The organism is Veillonella sp. T34266-5, from assembly GCF_002959815.1.
In the GTDB taxonomy this organism is placed as follows: domain Bacteria; phylum Bacillota; class Negativicutes; order Veillonellales; family Veillonellaceae; genus Veillonella; species Veillonella atypica.
The window spans coordinates 123,436-140,739 of record NZ_PPCZ01000013.1 but is presented as its reverse complement, the minus strand read 5'-3'; the positions used below and the strand labels follow the sequence as shown (position 1 = coordinate 140,739).

Genomic DNA, 17,304 nt, shown 5'->3' with positions numbered 1-17,304 from the left:
TTGTCGTATATCGTCTAACCTGACAAAAAATGTGAAACAGGCATCTTTGGTGACTGCTATGAGGCCAAACTTTACGTAATGCTTTAGGCAAACCATTAGCACCATCAGACACAACGACTTTAGGTGTCGTATATCGTCTAACCTGACAAAAAATGTGAAACAGGCATCTTTGGTGACTGCTATGAGGCCAAACTTTACGTAATGCTTTAGGCAAACCATTAGCACCATCAGACACAACGACTTTAGGTTCAGCAATCCGTTCCATTAAACACTGCCAAGCTCTAGCATGCTCATAACGGCAGACATACCATCCTAGAACATGAGTATCATTGCAACAAATCAACACACATAAATTCCTAGCTAAGTAAATTCCATCAAGATATACCACATCATGTACTTCTTCCACTTTTGGAGGCAATGGCCATATAGACCAAAACTTAGCGGTTTTACGCCTGAATGTACGACCTTTACCAGGCATATCAGCTTGAATATCGGTGCTGAATAACCAACTCAAGAATAGGTTTAACTCTTTACTTAAATTATTAATTTTAACGGTAAATGCCACCTTACAATGTTTACAAAACCAACGTTGAGAACCAGATTTTAAAACACCATGTTTAATACATTTTTCATTACAATCAGGACATTTTATTTGTCGCATAAACTCTTCCTCCATATTTGTTTATATATAGGAAGATATAACCTCATTTTAATCAGTAATTACAAGGGTTAATTGATGTTTTCACCCACACTTTTTGTCCACCCTCAAACTTCTCCAGAAAAAGATTAAACCCTTATAACACTAGTAAATATCTAGTGTTATAAGGGTTTTCACACACACTTTTTGTCCTATAAGCCAAAAAGACCTTGTTCGTATTGAGCAAGGTCTTTTAGATTTTTCTTATGTTATTTTTTTAGGCCACTTTTTTTAGCTAATGATTTGATAACCTTAGCGCTTTGTTTTTTGAGTTTGCCCCCAGTTTGTTTTAATTGGATACGTGTACGGAATACGCGACCAAGCGTTGTAATTCTGGTTTTGCGACGCGGTTTCATATCGCGTTCGTTACCAAAATCGCCACGTTGGACAGTGGTTGCTTTTACCTTTTCAGATCCAAATGATTGACGTAAGGATTTCATAAATTGTGTAAGTGGTAGAGTACGATTGAAGGCGAATAAATCAACTGCTACATAACCCAATTCCGGATACGCATGTAATGTGAAGTGAAATTGTTTTGCAATAGCAAGAACGACAATTTCATCATCCATAACTTGATAGTTAATTTCGTCTAATTCAATATCTGCTAACTCAAATGCAGCAGCTACACTTTCTTGTACGGCTGCAGCGGAAGAGAGGGATTCTTCATTGCAAGAGTATAAATCTAGTAATAATTGATGACCTAATGCATCTGCCATTGTAGCACCTTCTTTCGTACATACGTTATTATATCTTTAATATTATACATTGAATTCTTATATTAGTCTATTCGTAGAAACATTTACGTACATACATTGATTTGTTGGGGCAATTCATGTAATAAATTTACGTATTTTGGTAATAGGCAAATAATAATTTATAAAAATTTGACTTTATATTTGACAATAGTCAAATAGTCAAATATAATAAAACTATATTAAAAGAACAAAAAGACAAATTAAGAGATAAATTTATAAAGAGGTGTTATTATGAGCGTTATAGCTGATAAAATAGAAAAATTTATACTTAATAAATTGACAGAAGAACAAGAAAAATTGATTTTAAAGAGAAATGAGTTGGCCGATGAATTGGATTGTGCACCATCTCAGATTAGCTATGTATTAAGTACGCGTTTTTCTAATGAACGAGGATTTGATGTTGAATCTAGACGTGGATTAGGTGGATATATTAGAATTCGTAAGTTGCAACCAGAATCTTCTAATATGGTACCAGCAGTTACGACTTATCATATCTATGAAGGTCCAAATCGCGTGGAACGGTTAATCGATTTACGCGATGTTGATCAATCTTTATTTCAATTGTTACAAGATAATAAAATTACAAAGCGCGAGGCTCAAATGATGCATAATTCATTTGCCAGCATCATTGAACATGTAGATTATGAATCTAGAAATGATGCTATTCGCAATCTTTATGCATCCATGATAGAGACATTGCGGAAGGAGTGATGTCATATGAAATGCGATCATTGCCATACAAATGAAGCAACAGTGCATATGACAAATATCGTTAATAATCAAAAAACAGAACAACATTTATGTTCGTCCTGTGCTAATAAATTACAAAAGGAGGGTAAGTTATCTCCCTTTAGCTCGTTCGTAAATGATATTTGGGATAATGACTTTTTCTCCAATGATTTTTTCAAGAATATGGTGTATCCAGATCATATGTTGCAATCACAGCAGATGAAACGCTGCCCAAACTGTGGAAATACATTTGAAGATTTTAATCGGTTTGGAAAATTTGGATGTCCTAGTTGTTACGAAACTTTTAAAAATCAGATTGCATCATTGGTACAACGCATTCAAGGGTCAATTGAATATGAAGGACGCGTACCGAATCAAGGGCATAATGTGTTTAAAGCACAGTATGAAATTAAGCAATTGCGACGTCAATTAGAGACGGCTATCGGTGATGAAAACTTTGAAGAAGCAGCTCAAATTAGAGATACAATCAAAGCCTTAGAATCGAAACTCGATAGTCATAAAAATTGAGGAGGATAGTATGTTCGATAATATATTAGATACAGCCCTTAGTAAATGGCTCCAACATACGCCATCCGATTCAGATCATATCGTTATTTCTAGTCGTATACGATTAGCTCGAAATTTTAGAGACACATTATTTACCAATAAAAATGATGAAGCAGCTTTACATCATGTTGATTCCATTGTACGTGGATTGGTTAGTACGTTAAAAGATACCAACAATCAAGATTATTATTGTATTAGTCTTGATAAATTGTCCGATATAGAGCGCGCTATTCTTGTGGAAAAACATTTGATAAGTCCTGTTATGGCTGAAAAATTGCCATATCGTAGCTTGCTTGTGTCCGATGATGCATCGGTAGCTATTATGGTTAATGAAGAGGATCATTTGCGCATACAAACTATGGAGGCAGGTCTAAATTTAATGGATGCTTTCCACCATGCAGAACGCATTGATGATGCTATTGATGAGAAGCAACCATTTGCATTTAATGAATCTTTTGGCTATTTAACTGCATGTCCAACGAATGTGGGCACCGGTCTACGCGCCTCTGTTATGCTCCATCTACCTGCGTTAGCAATGACTGGACGCATTAATCGTCTCGTTCGCAGTATTGTTCAACTTGGCTATTCTGTGCGCGGTCTATATGGCGAAGGTTCTGAAGCGTTAGGTCATATTTACCAGGTGTCTAATCAACGAACAATGGGCATCAGTGAAGCTGATACAATTGAGCAATTGACGAAAATTGTAGAAGGAATCATAGCAGAAGAGCGGAAATGTCGCCAAACATTGGTGCACAATGATAAAAATGGTCTTGAAGATCATTTATGGCGGTCCTATGGTATATTGCGATATGCAAGATCTATAAGCGGTCAGGAATCGCTAGAAAAATTAAGTGATGTCCAATTAGGTGTAGATTTAGATATCTTACCTGCATGGTCGAGCGATAGTTTTAATGAATTGGTGGCTATTACAAGATCTAATTTTTTACATAAATATATGGGAAAAGAAGAGGTAAGTCCTCAAGAATGCGATAATTACAGAGCAACAGTAATTAGAGAAAAGCTTTCACAAAAATAATAATGGTCGTTCCTATTTTATGTGATGTTGAATAATACCATTCATGGAGATACTCCATTTAATATAGATTTACAAAAAGTACCTTCATTTTTTGAATGAAGTTTATATAGAGAGCGCAAACTGATGTTTGCGAACGAGGTAATACATATGATGCAACGATTTACAGATGATGCACAACGAGTGTTATCCTTCGCTCAAGAAGCGGCCTTGGAACTAGGCCATGACTATGTGGGCACGGAGCATGTACTCATTGGACTCATAAAGGTTAAAAATGGTGTTGCCGCAAAGGCTCTTAATGAGCTAGGTCTCAGTGCAGAGACCATTATTGAAGATGTTGAAGAGCACATTGGACGAGGAAATAAGAAAGCTAGTTCCGTATATATGACACCTCGTGTAAAACATGTGCTAGAGTTAGCTGTTGAAGTAGCTAATCATATGAACCACAATTATGTGGGAACGGAACATATTCTGTTAGGGTTGTTGAGTGATGGTGGCGGCGTAGCAGTCGGTCTATTACGTAATCATAATATTCGCGCTAGTGACATTGTTGAAGTAATTCGAGATATTCTTGGCTCTTCTGGTAGAACTAGTCATACTAGTGAAGATAACCAAGACAGCAGTTCATTAGGCGATCTTGCCGATTTCGGAACAGATTTAAATGAATCTGCTAAACAGGGTAAAATTGATCCTGTGATTGGCCGAGATAAAGAGATTTCCAGGGTTATTCAAATTCTGAGTCGTCGTACCAAAAATAACCCGGTACTTATCGGTGAACCAGGTGTAGGTAAAACCGCTATTGCAGAAGGTTTGGCACAGCGTATCGTAAACGGTAATGTGCCAGAAATATTACGTAACAAGCGAATTATTTCACTGAGCATCAGTTCGATGTTAGCCGGTGCGAAGTATCGTGGTGAATTTGAAGAACGATTGAAAAAAGCCATCGATGAAGTTCAAAAACATGACGATATGATTATTTTTATCGATGAAATTCATACATTAGTTGGTGCTGGTGCCACTGAAGGCGCCATGGATGCAGCGAATATTTTAAAACCTGCATTAGCTCGTGGTGAGTTCCAAGTAATTGGTGCTACAACATTGGATGAATATAAAAAGCATATAGAAAAAGATGCTGCTTTAGAACGCAGATTTCAACCTGTTCTTGTTGGTGAGCCATCAGAGGAAGATGCACTTGAAATTTTAAAAGGGTTACGTGATCGGTATGAGGCCTTCCATAAGGCAAAGATTACCGACGAAGCATTGGAAGCCGCGGTTTCACTATCCAGTCGTTATATTACGGATCGGTTCTTGCCGGATAAGGCTATTGATGTTGTCGATGAGGCAGCATCTAAGGTGCGGATGAAAGTGTTTTCTGCCGCACCCGATGTGAAAGCATTGGAGACACAATTAGCAGATGTAAAAAAGGAAAAAGAAGCTGCTGTAACAGCTCAAGAATTTGAGAAGGCAGCTGATATGCGTGATGAAGAAAAGCGCATTGAAAAGGAAATCAATGATAAGAAAAACGCAGCTAAGGAAAATAGCGATGCTAAGTTAGTTGTGACTGACGAAGATATCGCTTCTGTAGTAGCACAATGGACAGGTATTCCTGTTTCTAAAATCGCACAGGAAGAATCTGAATCATTATTACACTTAGAAGAAGAGCTTCATAAACGCGTCATCGGTCAAGATGAGGCTGTTGTGGCTGTTTCAAAGGCTGTTCGCCGCGCGAGGGCCGGTCTAAAAGATCCTAAACGTCCTATTGGATCGTTCCTATTCCTAGGTCCTACAGGTGTTGGTAAGACCGAATTGGCTCGTGCCTTAGCTGTTGCCTTATTTGGCGATGAGACGGCGATGATTCGTCTAGATATGTCCGAATATATGGAAAAACATACCGTATCTCGCTTAGTTGGTGCCCCTCCAGGTTATGTAGGCTATGAAGAAGGAGGTCAATTAACAGATGCGGTACGCCGTAAACCATATAGTGTGATTCTTCTTGACGAAGTAGAAAAGGCCCATGCAGATTTCTTTAATATCTTATTGCAAGTTCTTGATGATGGTCGATTGACAGATAGCCAAGGTCGCACTGTTGATTTTAGGAATACTGTTATCATCATGACAAGTAATTTGGGTGCAAATGCACTTCGTAAGAGTTCTCCTGAACTTGGATTCTTAGCTGCTAAGAAGTCCGATAGTGCATCTGATGCTTCTAATGAGGTCAACTTTAAGGAAGCCAAAAAATCTGTTATGGATGCGGTAAAACGTCATTTCCGTCCTGAATTTTTGAATCGTATCGATGAAATGATTGTATTCCATGCTTTAACGTCAAATGATTTAAAACAAATTGTTACAATTTTAATGGATACTGTAGTAAAACGTCTTGATGATATGGGACTATCTCTAGAGATTTCCCCCGCAGCTATGGATATGCTTGTGAAAGAAGGATCTGATTTCTCAATGGGTGCACGTCCATTGAAACGAGCTATTCAACGGTTGATTGAAGATCCTATATCAGATCTTATTTTACAAGGTAATGCTCCTGAAGGTGCTACTATCAAGGCCGATGTAGAAGATGAACACATTATTGTAAAATCTTCTAATTAATTGGGAATAGATATTGTTCTCATACAGTCTTTTATGTAAAATTTAATGTCAAAATGGTATACTATTAGTGATAATAGTTGACCGTAGTATTAATTATGCACAAAAGGTCATGAGTGAATTATCATTCATGACCTTTTACTTTTCATGGGGGTTGTATGGCAAAGGTAAAAACCGTTTTCTTTTGTAATAATTGTGGTGCTGAATCTGCCAAGTGGATGGGAAAATGCCCTCAATGCGGTGAATGGAATACACTGGTTGAAGAAGTGGTAAAAGATACTAAACACAGTCGTACACCGTCTGTACGTGGTGTGGGCACCAATACGACTAAACCCGTTGCATTGCCAGATATTGAAATGTCAGCAGTATCTAGAATTCCTACGACCTATAAGGAAATAGATAGAGTGCTTGGAGGCGGTATTGTTCCAGGTGCGTTAATGTTATTAGGTGGCGACCCTGGTATTGGTAAATCTACACTGCTTTTACAAGTCTCTCAAAAGGTGGCCGATACAGTTGGTACTGTTTTATATGCATCTGGCGAAGAATCACAATTGCAATTAAAATTGCGGGCTGAACGTTTACATATTAATAGTGAACGATTACATGTTATAGCCGACACAGATTTAGATCATATCCTTGAGGTCGCATTAGATCAAAAACCATCCTTACTGGTCATTGATTCTATACAAACAATGTTTACTGCAGATATCGAGGCAGCACCTGGTAGTGTTAGTCAAGTTCGTGAGTGTACATCTCGTTTATTACGATTTTGTAAGGAGCAGAATATTCCCACCATTATCATTGGTCACGTAACAAAGGAAGGCAATATTGCAGGGCCTCGTATGCTTGAACATATGGTGGATGTAGTACTTTATTTTGAAGGGGAACGCTCTTATCAGTTCCGCATATTACGAGCCATTAAAAATCGTTTTGGATCTACATCGGAAACCGGTATTTTTACCATGATTGAAGATGGTTTAGCAGAGCTTGCTAATCCGTCGGCGTCCTTGTTAGCTGAACGAGCTGATGATGAAAGTGGTAGTGCGGTCATGATTTATCTAGAAGGGGTTCGTCCCATTCTGGTAGAGGTTCAAAGTTTGGTAGCTACAACAGCCTTTGGAATGCCAAGACGTACGGCTATTGGCTATGATTTGAATCGTCTAATTGTGCTACTAGCAGTATTGGAAAAACGGTGTGGCTTTACGCTGGGCAATAAGGATGTCTATGTCAATGTAATTGGTGGGTTAAAGGTTAATGAACCGGCTTGTGATTTATCGATGGCTGTTGCCATTGTATCTAATTTAAAAAATCGCGTAGTGCCTCATGACATGGTGATTCTTGGCGAGGTTGGATTGACTGGTAATGTTCGTAGCATTCCACGCATAGAACAACGGATTAATGAAGCTAAGAAATTGGGCTTTACAAAGTTTATTATCCCAGAAGGGAATTATAAGCAAATTAAGCATGATGATAAGTCCATTCAAATCCGGGGCGTTAAGTCCATTGCACAAGCGATGCAACTCGCATTTTCTTAATACATGTTATAGTTCATAGAAGGCTAATTCATAGAGTATAAACTCTATGGTATTTAAAGGAGGTGATGCCATGATTTATGGCATTTTACGGTATGTGATTGCTATCCTCATTGGTACAGCAGCATACGTAGGTATGGACAATTTAGCCCCTATTATTGATCCTTATTTAGTATCTCAATTTGCAAGCTTTGGTGATATGTCGCTCACTGTGGCACGTATTTCAGTTATTGTAATAGGTACGATTATTGGTATTTTAATAGGTTATTTTATTTCGTCCTTTATTTTAAAACAAGGTTTAGTCATTGCTAGACAATTGGAACGGGTATTAACACATATTCCTAACCAAGAATTGATTGCAGGTACCATCGGTTTATTATTTGGTCTTATTATTGCTAATTTAATTGGTGCAGCATTCAATCAGGTTCCTATTATTGGCCCCTATATTTCAATCATTTTAAGTGCCATTTTCGGTTATAGTGGTGTACGTTTGATGGCCCGTAAGGGACCTGAAATGTATCTTAACTATTTGAAGCAATGGAAACGCAGTGAGGCGGGGACTAAAAAAAGTAGAGGCTTCAATATGTTTGGATCCCATAAATCCAGTGACACTAATTCAACAACAAAGCTACTAGATACTTCTGTTATCATAGATGGCCGTATCAAGGAGTTATGTGCTACTGGGTTCATTGATGGGCCTTTGGTTGTTCCTGTATTCGTCTTAAATGAGTTACAAATTATTTCCGACTCCGCAGATGCGATGAAACGAAATCGTGGTCGTCGTGGATTAGATATTTTGAAAGAAATGCAGGATGCAAAACTGGTACCTATTGAAATCGTAGAAGATGACTATGATGATCTACATGAAGTTGATTCTAAATTAATGCGATTAGCCTTAGAGAAACAATGGAAGCTCATGACAAATGATTTTAATCTTAATAAAGTGGCTCGTGTACAAGGTATTAAGGTTTTAAATTTAAACGAATTAGCCAATGTATTAAAACCGGCCCTCATTGCAGGCGAATGGATTCGCGTACAAGTGATGAAGGAAGGTAAAGAGGTTCAACAAGGCGTTGCCTACTTAGATGATGGGACTATGATTGTCGTAGAAGACGGTCGTCCATATGTAGGTCAAGAGGTTGAGGTTATGGTTACATCCATTTTACAAACAAGTGCAGGTCGTATGATTTTTGCGCGTGTAGATGGAGGTAAGCATGAGTAAGGTTAGCTGTATTGTATTAGCTGCTGGCGCGGGACGCCGAATGGGTCATGATGAGAATAAGATTTTCATTAAACTCGGTCAAAAATCGATTATTCAATGGACATTGAGCCATATTAATCAAGTGAAAGCAGTTAGTGAAGTCATTCTCGTCGTTGCTGATGGTGAAGCATCCTATATGGAGCAACATATTGCGTCATTAGGGCTTTCAAAATCAATTAAAATTGTTACAGGAGGCAAAGAGCGTCAAGATTCTGTGTATGCAGGTTTACAAGCGGTTGGCGATGATATAGATATTGTACTCGTTCACGATGGAGCTAGACCGTTAGCAAAGTCAGAGTTATTTGAACGAGTTATTGAAGGGGCAGAAACTCATGGTGCTGTGACTATAGGTGTACCATCTACAGATACGATTAAGCGTGTTGATATTGATGGACAGGTCTTAGAAACATTGAATCGCAATGAGTTGATGAACATTCAAACGCCACAAGGTTTCCAAAAAGATATATTCAAAGAGGCTCAAGAAACGGCTAAGCAAGATGCTTATTTAGGGACGGATGATGTATCCTTAGTTGAGTATATCGGCAAAGATGTGTATATTTTAGATGGCGATTACGAAAACATCAAGGTTACCACACCGAATGATATTGCGGTGGCTAAACGATATTTAGGAATCAAGGAGCAACGTATGCGCGTAGGTTTTGGCTATGATATTCATCGATTAAAGGAAGGAAGACCTTGTATCTTGGGTGGCGTTCATATTGAATCACCTGTTGGCCCTGATGGTCATTCTGATGCAGATGTGTTGATTCATGCGTTGATGGATGCCTTGCTTGGTGCTGCTGGTTTAAAGGATATCGGCTATTATTTTCCACCAGAAGATGATGCATATAAAGGGATTTCTAGCATGATTTTATTAAAACAAGTGAATTCCTTGTTGAAAGAAAGAGGCTTAGAAGCCTATAATATAGATATTATGGTTATTTCTGAAACGCCAAAATTAAAGCCACACATCGATACGATGAAGGCTAATTTACAATCTGTTTTAGAAATTCCATTAGATCGCATTAGTATTAAGGCTACTACCAATGAAATGCTTGGTGCCATTGGGCGCCGTGAAGGTATTGCAGCACAGGCAGTAGTTTCCGTATATGAAGGAGAGGTTTAATTATGAAGGTACGTTTTGCGCCAAGTCCAACAGGTCCATTTCATATTGGCGGTGCTCGATCCGCTTTGTTCAACTGGCTATTAGCACGTAAGGAAAAAGGTACGTTTGTACTTCGTATTGAGGATACAGATTTATCTCGTTCTACTCGTGAAAGTGAAGAAAATATTAAGGCATCTTTGCAATGGCTCGGTATGAATTGGGATGAAGGCATTGATGTAGGTGGGGAAAATGGTCCTTATCGTCAAACAGAACGTCTTGATTTATACAAAGAAGTAACACAACGTTTACTTGATGAAGATAAAGCTTATGAATGCTTCTGTACAGCTGAAGAACTCGATGAAGTACGTCAGGCGCAAATGGAACGCGGCGAAACCCCTAAATATAATGGTCATTGCTGCCATCTTACAGAAGAAGAAAAAGAAAAATATCGTGCAGAAGGTAGAAAACCAACTATCCGTCTTCGCGTACCTTTGAATAAAACCTATGCATTTGATGATATGGTTCGTGGTCATGTATCTTTCGAGTCCAATGGTGTAGGTGATTTTGTAATCGTAAAATCCGATGGTATCCCTGTATATAACTTTGCCGTTGTAATGGATGACCACATGATGAAAATCACTCATGTTATTCGTGCAGAAGAACATTTATCCAACACACCTCGTCAAATGGCCATCTACGAAGCACTTGGTTGGGACATTCCTACATTCGGTCACATTTCTTTAATTCTGGGCAAAGATTATAAGAAAATGTCCAAACGTCATGGTGCCACATCTGTTGATCAATACAAACAATTGGGTTACTTGCCAGAAGCATTAGTAAACTTCTTGGCACTTCTCGGTTGGGCTCCAGAAGGTGAAGAAGAATTCTTTACGCAAGATGAATTGATTCAAGCCTTCTCCATGGATCGCGTTGCTAAGAACCCAGCTGTATTTGATATCGATAAATTAAACCATATTAATTTCCATTACATGAAAAACTTGAGCGATGAAGAGTTATTCCACCTTTGCTTGCCTCATTTGAAAGAGGTTGGTTTAGCTCCAGATAGCTTGAACCAAGCTGACATTGATTGGCTAACATTACTTTGCTCTACATTCCGCGATCATATTAGCTTTGGTGCTCAAATTAAAGATCATGTAGGCATGTTCATGGGGGAAACAGTATTCCTCGAAGAAGGTCATGAAGAAGAGTTAAAGGCAGTGCTTAACGAAGAATCTGCTCCAACTGTATTGAATGCTTTCAAAGAAAAATTGGCAGACATGGATGAAGTTACTCCAGAAGCTGTTAAAAAAGCTATCAAGGCTGTTATGAAAGAAACATCTTTGAAAGGTAAATTTGTGTTCATGCCATTGCGCGTTGCCTTGACTGGCCAAATGCATGGTCCTGATTTAAACAATATCGTTACATTGCTTGGTAAAGAAAAATGCTTACATCATTTAGACAATGTAGGTGCTTTAACTAAATAATAGAACTATTGAAAGGCTCTCATACCGATGGTGTGAGGGCCTTTGTTGTATATAATGTACAGATTTGCTATAATTATCGGCGTATTTTATTTTGGTTTTTATGAAAGTGAGTGTTTTGATGAGTTTAATTCGATCTATTAACCATCTCTTCAATAGCTATTTATCTTGGATAGTTTTATTGATGGCCGTATTAGCTTATATGCTACCAACATTCTTTGCGTGGATGACACCATATGTGGCATATATGTTACAATTTGTTATGTTTGCTATGGGTTTAACGTTAACAGCACAAGTATTTCTTGATGTGTTTAAACAACCAATGAAGGTTATCCTCGTATCTGTCATTCAATTTCTATGGATGCCATTAGCAGGCTTTTTAGTAGCTCTTATTTTTAACTTTCCACCGGAAATTGGTATAGGTTTCATCTTGCTAGGTGCATGTCCAGGTGGTACGGCTTCTAATGTAATGACATTCCTCGCTAATGGTAATGTGCCATTGTCCGTATCTGCCACGACCGTATCTACATTATTGGCTCCAATTTTAACACCATTATTCGTAGTATTGTACGCAGGTGCTACATCATCCATTGAAATTCAATTTATGCCGATGTTTATATCCATCGTTAAAATCGTATTGGTTCCAATCATTCTAGGTATCGTATTGAATTACTTTATTGGATCTAAAATCGAACCAGTTAAATCTGTATGTCCTACCATAGCAGCTATTGCAGTATTACTTATTTTGGCAGCCGTAACAGCGGTTAACCAAAAACAAATTGCTGAAACAGGTCTCATCATTTTTGTAGCTTGTTTAGTACAAAACTTGAGTGGCTACGTTGTTACATTCTTTATTTGTAAAGTTCTTAATATCGATGTATCATCTCGTCGTGCTATGCAAATTGAAGTGGCCATGCAAAACTCTGCATTGTCCGTGTCATTAGCGATGAAACATTTTACACCACAAGCAGCGGTAGCAGGTGCTGTATTCTCTATCATCCATAATTTTACAGGCTCTATTTTTGCCGGTATTTGTCGTAAACATGATGATCAAGAAAAATTAGAACAAGCTTAGTTCTTAACGTAGTAAGAACATTGATTTAACAGTTTGTAACTGATAATAAATTTCGTTTCAAAGTGCGATTGAACCTCCATTTTCATAATCCTTAATATGTTTAATTCCCTTGATAAAGGGATATATTCAATGGTTTTGAAGATGGAGGTTTTTCTTGTAATTATTGACATTATATAGCATTATTGGTAAAATTATTTTATATCTTAATATAGGTATACATTAAAAGCTAAGATTGAAAGAAGTACTCTACAACTAACTTTTTAGCGAGAACCGATGGTGGGAGGGTTCAAGGATAGGTAGACGAAATGCATTCATGAGCTGACATCCCGATTATAGGTAGGTTTGTCCGGTGACGCGCCGTTATGCGATGAGTGGGTACCACATTGGTACCTAACAGAGTGGAACCGCGGACCATCGTCTCTGTATGAGATGAGGGTTCTTTTTTATTTTTCGAATATGGAGGCATCAGTATCGATGAGAGAAATTACAGTTTATAATACAATGACGCGCCAAAAAGAGGTGTTTACTCCTGTAACACCAGGTGAAGCAAAGATGTATGTTTGTGGTGTAACACCATATAATCATCCTCATATTGGTAATGCTCGTCCTTTTGTAACGTGGGATGTAATTCGTCGCTACATGAAACATGTAGGATATAAAGTAACGTATGTACAAAACTTCACTGATGTAGACGATAAAATTATTAATACATCTAATGGTGAAGGTGTAGCATGGGACGTAATTGCCAATCGTTATATCGATAGCTATTTTGAAGTTATGGATGCACTTGGTGTAGAACGTGCTGATGTATATCCACGCGTATCTACTCATATCCCTGATATTCTCAAGATGATTTCTACGCTTATTGATAAGGGCTTTGCTTATGAGCTAGATGGAGATGTGTATTTTAGCGTAGAAAAATTTGACCATTATGGTGAATTGTCTGGTCGTACATTAGATGATATGGAAGCTGGCGCTCGTATTGAAGTAGATGGTCGTAAAAAGAACCCTATGGACTTTGCACTTTGGAAAGCTGCAAAACCAGGTGAACCATTCTGGGAAAGTCCTTGGGGCAACGGTCGTCCAGGTTGGCACATCGAATGTTCCGCTATGAGCCAAAAATATTTAGGCGAAGAATTCGATTTCCATGGCGGTGGTAGTGATTTGATTTTCCCTCATCATGAGAATGAAATTGCTCAATCTGAAGGCTGTTCTGGCCATCATCCATCTGTAAAATACTGGTTACATAATGGATTCATTACGATTAATTCTGAAAAAATGTCCAAATCCTTGAATAATTTCTTCTTGGTGAAAGATATTTTAGAACAATATAGTCCAGATGCTTTACGTTACTTCTTACTAAGCACACATTATCGTAGCCCATTGGATTTCTCCGATGAACGTTTAGAAGAAGCTAACAAATCTTTGGAACGATTAGGCACTGCTATCGAAAATCTTTTATATCTTGAAAAATGTGAAGCTGGCCCTTGTGACGATGCTCAACGTTTATTAGAAAAAGCTAAAGAATATGAAGAAGAATTCGAAGCTGCTATGAGCGATGATTTCAATACTGCTTTAGCTACATCTAGCATGTTTGGCCTTGCTAAAGAAATCAACATTTATTACCAAGCTGTAACAGGCCGTGAAGGTGTTGTTTGCCAAGAAGCAATCGCTGAGGTAAAACGTATCTTCAAGTTTATGACAGAGGTCATTGGCGTATTAGAAAAAGCTTGGGAAGGTAATACTGGTGCTGACGCTGCAGAATACGAACAATTGATGGACGTTATTTTATCTGTTCGCCAAGCGTGCCGTGAGCAAAAACAATGGGTTCTTGCCGATTGCATTCGCGATCGATTAGCTGAAATTGGTATTACTATTGAAGATTCTCCTACAGGAGCACGGTGGAAAAAGCGTGAAATTTAAGCAATTTCAATTTCTGAAACAAGAAGCTATAAAAAAATTAATACTCTTAGATACGGAAGACCATTCTTTTGTATCTAAACCAGCATCTGAAGTATTAGCTTCAGATGCTGTTATGTTGGCCTATATTGGTGATGCTGTGTATTCTATGTACATTAGACAACGCGTTGTAGAAATGAGTATTTCAAAGGTTCAGGTTCTACATACATTGGTAACCGAATTTATTTGTGCAAAATCTCAGTCAAAAGTATTGGATCAATTAGAATCAATGCTTACAGAGGATGAACAAACAATTGCTAGACGAGCTCGAAATAGTAATGTCAATGTACCTAAGAGTAGTTCTGTACGAGAATATCGAAATAGTACCGCCTTTGAAGCAGTCCTTGGTTTCCTATATGAAACAGGTCAGCAGGACCGACTTAATGAATTGATGAAAGAGGCCTATTCTATTACATTAAGAGGACTTTCACATGGATAATTATATTGTAGGCAGAAATGCCGTAAAGGAAGCATTAAAAGCAGGCCGTTCTATACAACGCATTTTGGTGAGTGATGATAAAGTTAAAACAGGTTTATCTGACATCGTAGGACTAGCAAAATCAAAGGGGGTAGAGATTCGCCCCACACCTGTTAAACAGATGAATCGCTATGAAACGGATGTACCTCATCAAGGTGTCATTGCTTTTGTGAATGCTGTAGAATTTAAAGACCTTGGAGAAGTACTACAAGAGTCCAATCATGAGAACCCTTTGCTTATCTTAACGGATGGCGTAGAGGATCCTCATAATATGGGGGCTATTATCCGTACTGCCGAATGTGTGGGGGCCACAGCAGTTTTGATTCCTAAACGCCATAATGCACCTATTAACGCAACGGTTGCTAAAACATCTGCCGGTGCAGTAGAGCAGATTCCACTCGTTCAAGTTGGTAATGTTACGCAAACGATTAAACAGTTGCAAAAACAAGGATTCTGGGTTCTTGGCGCTCATATGGAAGGTGATCGTACCTTGTATGAAGCCGATTTAACCATTCCTACTGTCCTTGTCATCGGCAATGAAGGTAAGGGGATTAGCCGTGTCGTAAAAGAAGCCTGTGACTTTTTAGTTACCATTCCTATGTATGGCAATTTAAATTCTTTAAATGCATCTGTAGCTGCTGCCATTCTCATGTATGAAGCAGTTCGACAACGGACCATGAAGGTAAAATAGAGGTGCTGCATGCTAAAGGATATTTTAATCGTCGATGGATATAATGTCATCTTCGCATGGCAAAGTTTAAAAAAACTGGCTAATGAATCCTTGGAACACGCTCGAATGGAATTGCGTAATCAACTTTTAAATTATGGTAAATTTAAAGGTTATGAGGTTATACTCGTTTTTGATGGTAAATATACTAAGTCTATAGCGAGCATAGAAGAAATCACTAAAGGATTTATCGAAGTATATACAGATGATGGTGAAACGGCAGATTCTTTTATTGAACGAGAGGTATTCTTACGGCAAGGCAAGTATACCAATGTCTATGTTGTCACCTCTGATGGAGCTGAACAAAATCAAATATTAGGTTCTGGTGGACTGCGGATTCCAGCAAGAGAATTACAAAATGATATGCGTCTTGCCAAGCAAGAGGAACGCTTGCAATATACACATAAACATCATCGTGACCAAATGGTACTCAGGAGAAATGAGGTATATGACCACTTAGATCCCGATGTGGCTGAAAAATTAGAAGCCATACGGAGAGGTACAAAATAAGCAGAACAGATAGACCTACTGTAGTAGTATGAAGTACATTCTATTTCATACATATTGCAGAACATATATAATTCAAGTATAATAACATATATTGGTATTTCTACAATATGTGATTGTATGGAGGACCTATGAACAATTTTCATACGCAACAGTCCGATTACAATTTCAAAGAAATGACTGATGAGCAAGTTGTGGTCATAGCTCAACAAGAGCAAAATGAGTTTGCAATCGACTATATAGTCAATAAATATAAAAATTTTGTGCGCGCTAAGGCGCGTACCTATTTTCTTGTAGGTGCCGATCGAGATGATATCATTCAAGAAGGCATGATTGGTTTGTATAAAGCTACTCGTGATTTTAGACATGATAAATTAGCATCTTTTCGGGCCTTTGCAGAACTATGTATTACACGGCAAATTATTACGGCCATAAAATCTGCGACACGTCAAAAGCACGCTCCACTCAATTCTTATATCTCTTTAAATAAGCCTGTGTACACAGAAGAGTCTGAACGGACCTTGTTAGAAATGCTTTCATCAGCACGAAGTACAAATCCTGAAGACCTCATTATTAGCCAAGAAGAGCTAGATGACATCGAAAAAAACATAGGACATATTTTAAGTGATCTAGAGTGGCAAGTGTTAGAAGGCTATTTAGATGGTAAATCATATCAGGAGATGGCAAAAGGTACTGACCGTAGCATCAAGTCGATTGATAATGCTTTACAAAGGGTTAAACGTAAATTAGAGAAGTTTTTGGAACATCGTGTATTAGATGCTCCTACACAGGAAGGATGA

At 38.1% G+C, this 17,304-nt stretch carries 16 protein-coding genes and 1 other annotated feature; of the genes, 14 read left to right on the top strand and 2 right to left on the bottom strand.

The window, feature by feature from the left end:
- Both VIHSUH07_RS05585 and VIHSUH07_RS05580 read right to left on the bottom strand, forming a co-directional pair.
- The coding region (locus tag VIHSUH07_RS05585) for a transposase (RefSeq protein ID WP_199176837.1) at nt 1-661 on the bottom strand (661 nt) is incomplete at its 3' end.
- Nucleotides 662-906: 245 nt separating this feature from the next.
- Nucleotides 907-1,413 (bottom strand): S-adenosylmethionine decarboxylase family protein, encoded by a 507-nt coding sequence (locus VIHSUH07_RS05580; RefSeq protein WP_105084200.1) that lies wholly within the window; start codon nt 1,411-1,413, stop codon nt 907-909.
- Between the two features lie 270 nt (nt 1,414-1,683).
- On the opposite strand from VIHSUH07_RS05580, the gene VIHSUH07_RS05575 reads away from it, so the two are divergent.
- The 14 genes from VIHSUH07_RS05575 (at nt 1,684) to sigH (ending at nt 17,304) form a co-directional block, all read left to right on the top strand.
- Nucleotides 1,684-2,163, top strand: a complete 480-nt coding sequence (locus VIHSUH07_RS05575) for a CtsR family transcriptional regulator (protein WP_105084199.1) — start codon at nt 1,684-1,686, stop codon at nt 2,161-2,163.
- A 6-nt stretch (nt 2,164-2,169) separates the two neighbouring features.
- Complete coding sequence (locus VIHSUH07_RS05570; RefSeq protein ID WP_105084198.1) at nt 2,170-2,709, top strand: UvrB/UvrC motif-containing protein; 540 nt, start codon at nt 2,170-2,172, stop codon at nt 2,707-2,709.
- 10 nt (nt 2,710-2,719) lie between these two features.
- Nucleotides 2,720-3,784 carry a protein arginine kinase gene (locus VIHSUH07_RS05565; RefSeq protein ID WP_105084197.1) on the top strand — a complete coding sequence of 355 codons (1,065 nt, stop codon included), beginning with the start codon at nt 2,720-2,722 and terminating at the stop codon, nt 3,782-3,784.
- 147 nt (nt 3,785-3,931) lie between these two features.
- On the top strand, nt 3,932-6,382 hold the full coding sequence (locus VIHSUH07_RS05560; RefSeq protein ID WP_105084196.1) for an ATP-dependent Clp protease ATP-binding subunit: 2,451 nt from the start codon (nt 3,932-3,934) through the stop codon (nt 6,380-6,382).
- Nucleotides 6,383-6,537: 155 nt separating this feature from the next.
- Complete coding sequence (radA, locus tag VIHSUH07_RS05555; protein ID WP_105084195.1) at nt 6,538-7,914, top strand: DNA repair protein RadA; 1,377 nt, start codon at nt 6,538-6,540, stop codon at nt 7,912-7,914.
- A gap of 70 nt (nt 7,915-7,984) precedes the next feature.
- Entirely contained in the window at nt 7,985-9,133 is a 1,149-nt protein-coding gene (locus tag VIHSUH07_RS05550; RefSeq protein WP_105084194.1) for a PIN/TRAM domain-containing protein, read from the top strand.
- The gene (ispD, locus tag VIHSUH07_RS05545; RefSeq protein ID WP_105084193.1) at nt 9,126-10,298 is read left to right on the top strand and encodes a 2-C-methyl-D-erythritol 4-phosphate cytidylyltransferase; all 1,173 of its coding nucleotides are present in this window, start codon (nt 9,126-9,128) and stop codon (nt 10,296-10,298) included. The genes VIHSUH07_RS05550 and ispD overlap by 8 nt, the downstream gene beginning before the upstream one ends.
- Nucleotides 10,299-10,300: 2 nt before the next feature.
- On the top strand, nt 10,301-11,761 hold the full coding sequence (gltX, locus tag VIHSUH07_RS05540; RefSeq protein ID WP_105084192.1) for a glutamate--tRNA ligase: 1,461 nt from the start codon (nt 10,301-10,303) through the stop codon (nt 11,759-11,761).
- A gap of 100 nt (nt 11,762-11,861) precedes the next feature.
- A complete protein-coding gene (locus VIHSUH07_RS05535) occupies nt 11,862-12,833 on the top strand; it encodes a bile acid:sodium symporter family protein (protein WP_105084203.1) in 972 nt (323 codons plus the stop codon).
- Nucleotides 12,834-13,052: 219 nt separating this feature from the next.
- Nucleotides 13,053-13,258 (top strand) — a binding site (T-box leader).
- Nucleotides 13,259-13,307: 49 nt separating this feature from the next.
- Nucleotides 13,308-14,756, top strand: coding sequence for a cysteine--tRNA ligase (gene cysS, locus VIHSUH07_RS05530; RefSeq protein ID WP_105084191.1), 1,449 nt, complete (start codon nt 13,308-13,310; stop codon nt 14,754-14,756).
- A complete protein-coding gene (locus VIHSUH07_RS05525; RefSeq protein WP_105084190.1) occupies nt 14,746-15,231 on the top strand; it encodes a Mini-ribonuclease 3 in 486 nt (161 codons plus the stop codon). Before cysS ends, VIHSUH07_RS05525 begins: the two co-directional genes overlap by 11 nt.
- Entirely contained in the window at nt 15,224-15,961 is a 738-nt protein-coding gene (rlmB, locus tag VIHSUH07_RS05520; RefSeq protein ID WP_105084189.1) for a 23S rRNA (guanosine(2251)-2'-O)-methyltransferase RlmB, read from the top strand. The genes VIHSUH07_RS05525 and rlmB overlap by 8 nt, the downstream gene beginning before the upstream one ends.
- A gap of 9 nt (nt 15,962-15,970) precedes the next feature.
- A complete protein-coding gene (locus VIHSUH07_RS05515) occupies nt 15,971-16,507 on the top strand; it encodes an NYN domain-containing protein (RefSeq protein WP_009661160.1) in 537 nt (178 codons plus the stop codon).
- Nucleotides 16,508-16,635: 128 nt separating this feature from the next.
- Complete coding sequence (gene sigH, locus VIHSUH07_RS05510) at nt 16,636-17,304, top strand: RNA polymerase sporulation sigma factor SigH (protein ID WP_105084188.1); 669 nt, start codon at nt 16,636-16,638, stop codon at nt 17,302-17,304.

Bases quoted from the DNA above. Each gene is read 5' to 3' on its own strand.
- VIHSUH07_RS05580 (WP_105084200.1), bottom strand. From the start codon at position 1,413: ATGGCAGATGCATTAGGTCATCAATTATTACTAGATTTATACTCTTGC.
- VIHSUH07_RS05575 (WP_105084199.1), top strand. From the start codon at position 1,684: ATGAGCGTTATAGCTGATAAAATAGAAAAATTTATACTTAATAAATTG.
- VIHSUH07_RS05570 (WP_105084198.1), top strand. From the start codon at position 2,170: ATGAAATGCGATCATTGCCATACAAATGAAGCAACAGTGCATATGACA.
- VIHSUH07_RS05565 (WP_105084197.1), top strand. From the start codon at position 2,720: ATGTTCGATAATATATTAGATACAGCCCTTAGTAAATGGCTCCAACAT.
- VIHSUH07_RS05560 (WP_105084196.1), top strand. From the start codon at position 3,932: ATGATGCAACGATTTACAGATGATGCACAACGAGTGTTATCCTTCGCT.
- radA (WP_105084195.1), top strand. From the start codon at position 6,538: ATGGCAAAGGTAAAAACCGTTTTCTTTTGTAATAATTGTGGTGCTGAA.
- VIHSUH07_RS05550 (WP_105084194.1), top strand. From the start codon at position 7,985: ATGATTTATGGCATTTTACGGTATGTGATTGCTATCCTCATTGGTACA.
- ispD (WP_105084193.1), top strand. From the start codon at position 9,126: ATGAGTAAGGTTAGCTGTATTGTATTAGCTGCTGGCGCGGGACGCCGA.
- gltX (WP_105084192.1), top strand. From the start codon at position 10,301: ATGAAGGTACGTTTTGCGCCAAGTCCAACAGGTCCATTTCATATTGGC.
- VIHSUH07_RS05535 (WP_105084203.1), top strand. From the start codon at position 11,862: ATGAAAGTGAGTGTTTTGATGAGTTTAATTCGATCTATTAACCATCTC.
- cysS (WP_105084191.1), top strand. From the start codon at position 13,308: ATGAGAGAAATTACAGTTTATAATACAATGACGCGCCAAAAAGAGGTG.
- rlmB (WP_105084189.1), top strand. From the start codon at position 15,224: ATGGATAATTATATTGTAGGCAGAAATGCCGTAAAGGAAGCATTAAAA.
- VIHSUH07_RS05515 (WP_009661160.1), top strand. From the start codon at position 15,971: ATGCTAAAGGATATTTTAATCGTCGATGGATATAATGTCATCTTCGCA.
- sigH (WP_105084188.1), top strand. From the start codon at position 16,636: ATGAACAATTTTCATACGCAACAGTCCGATTACAATTTCAAAGAAATG.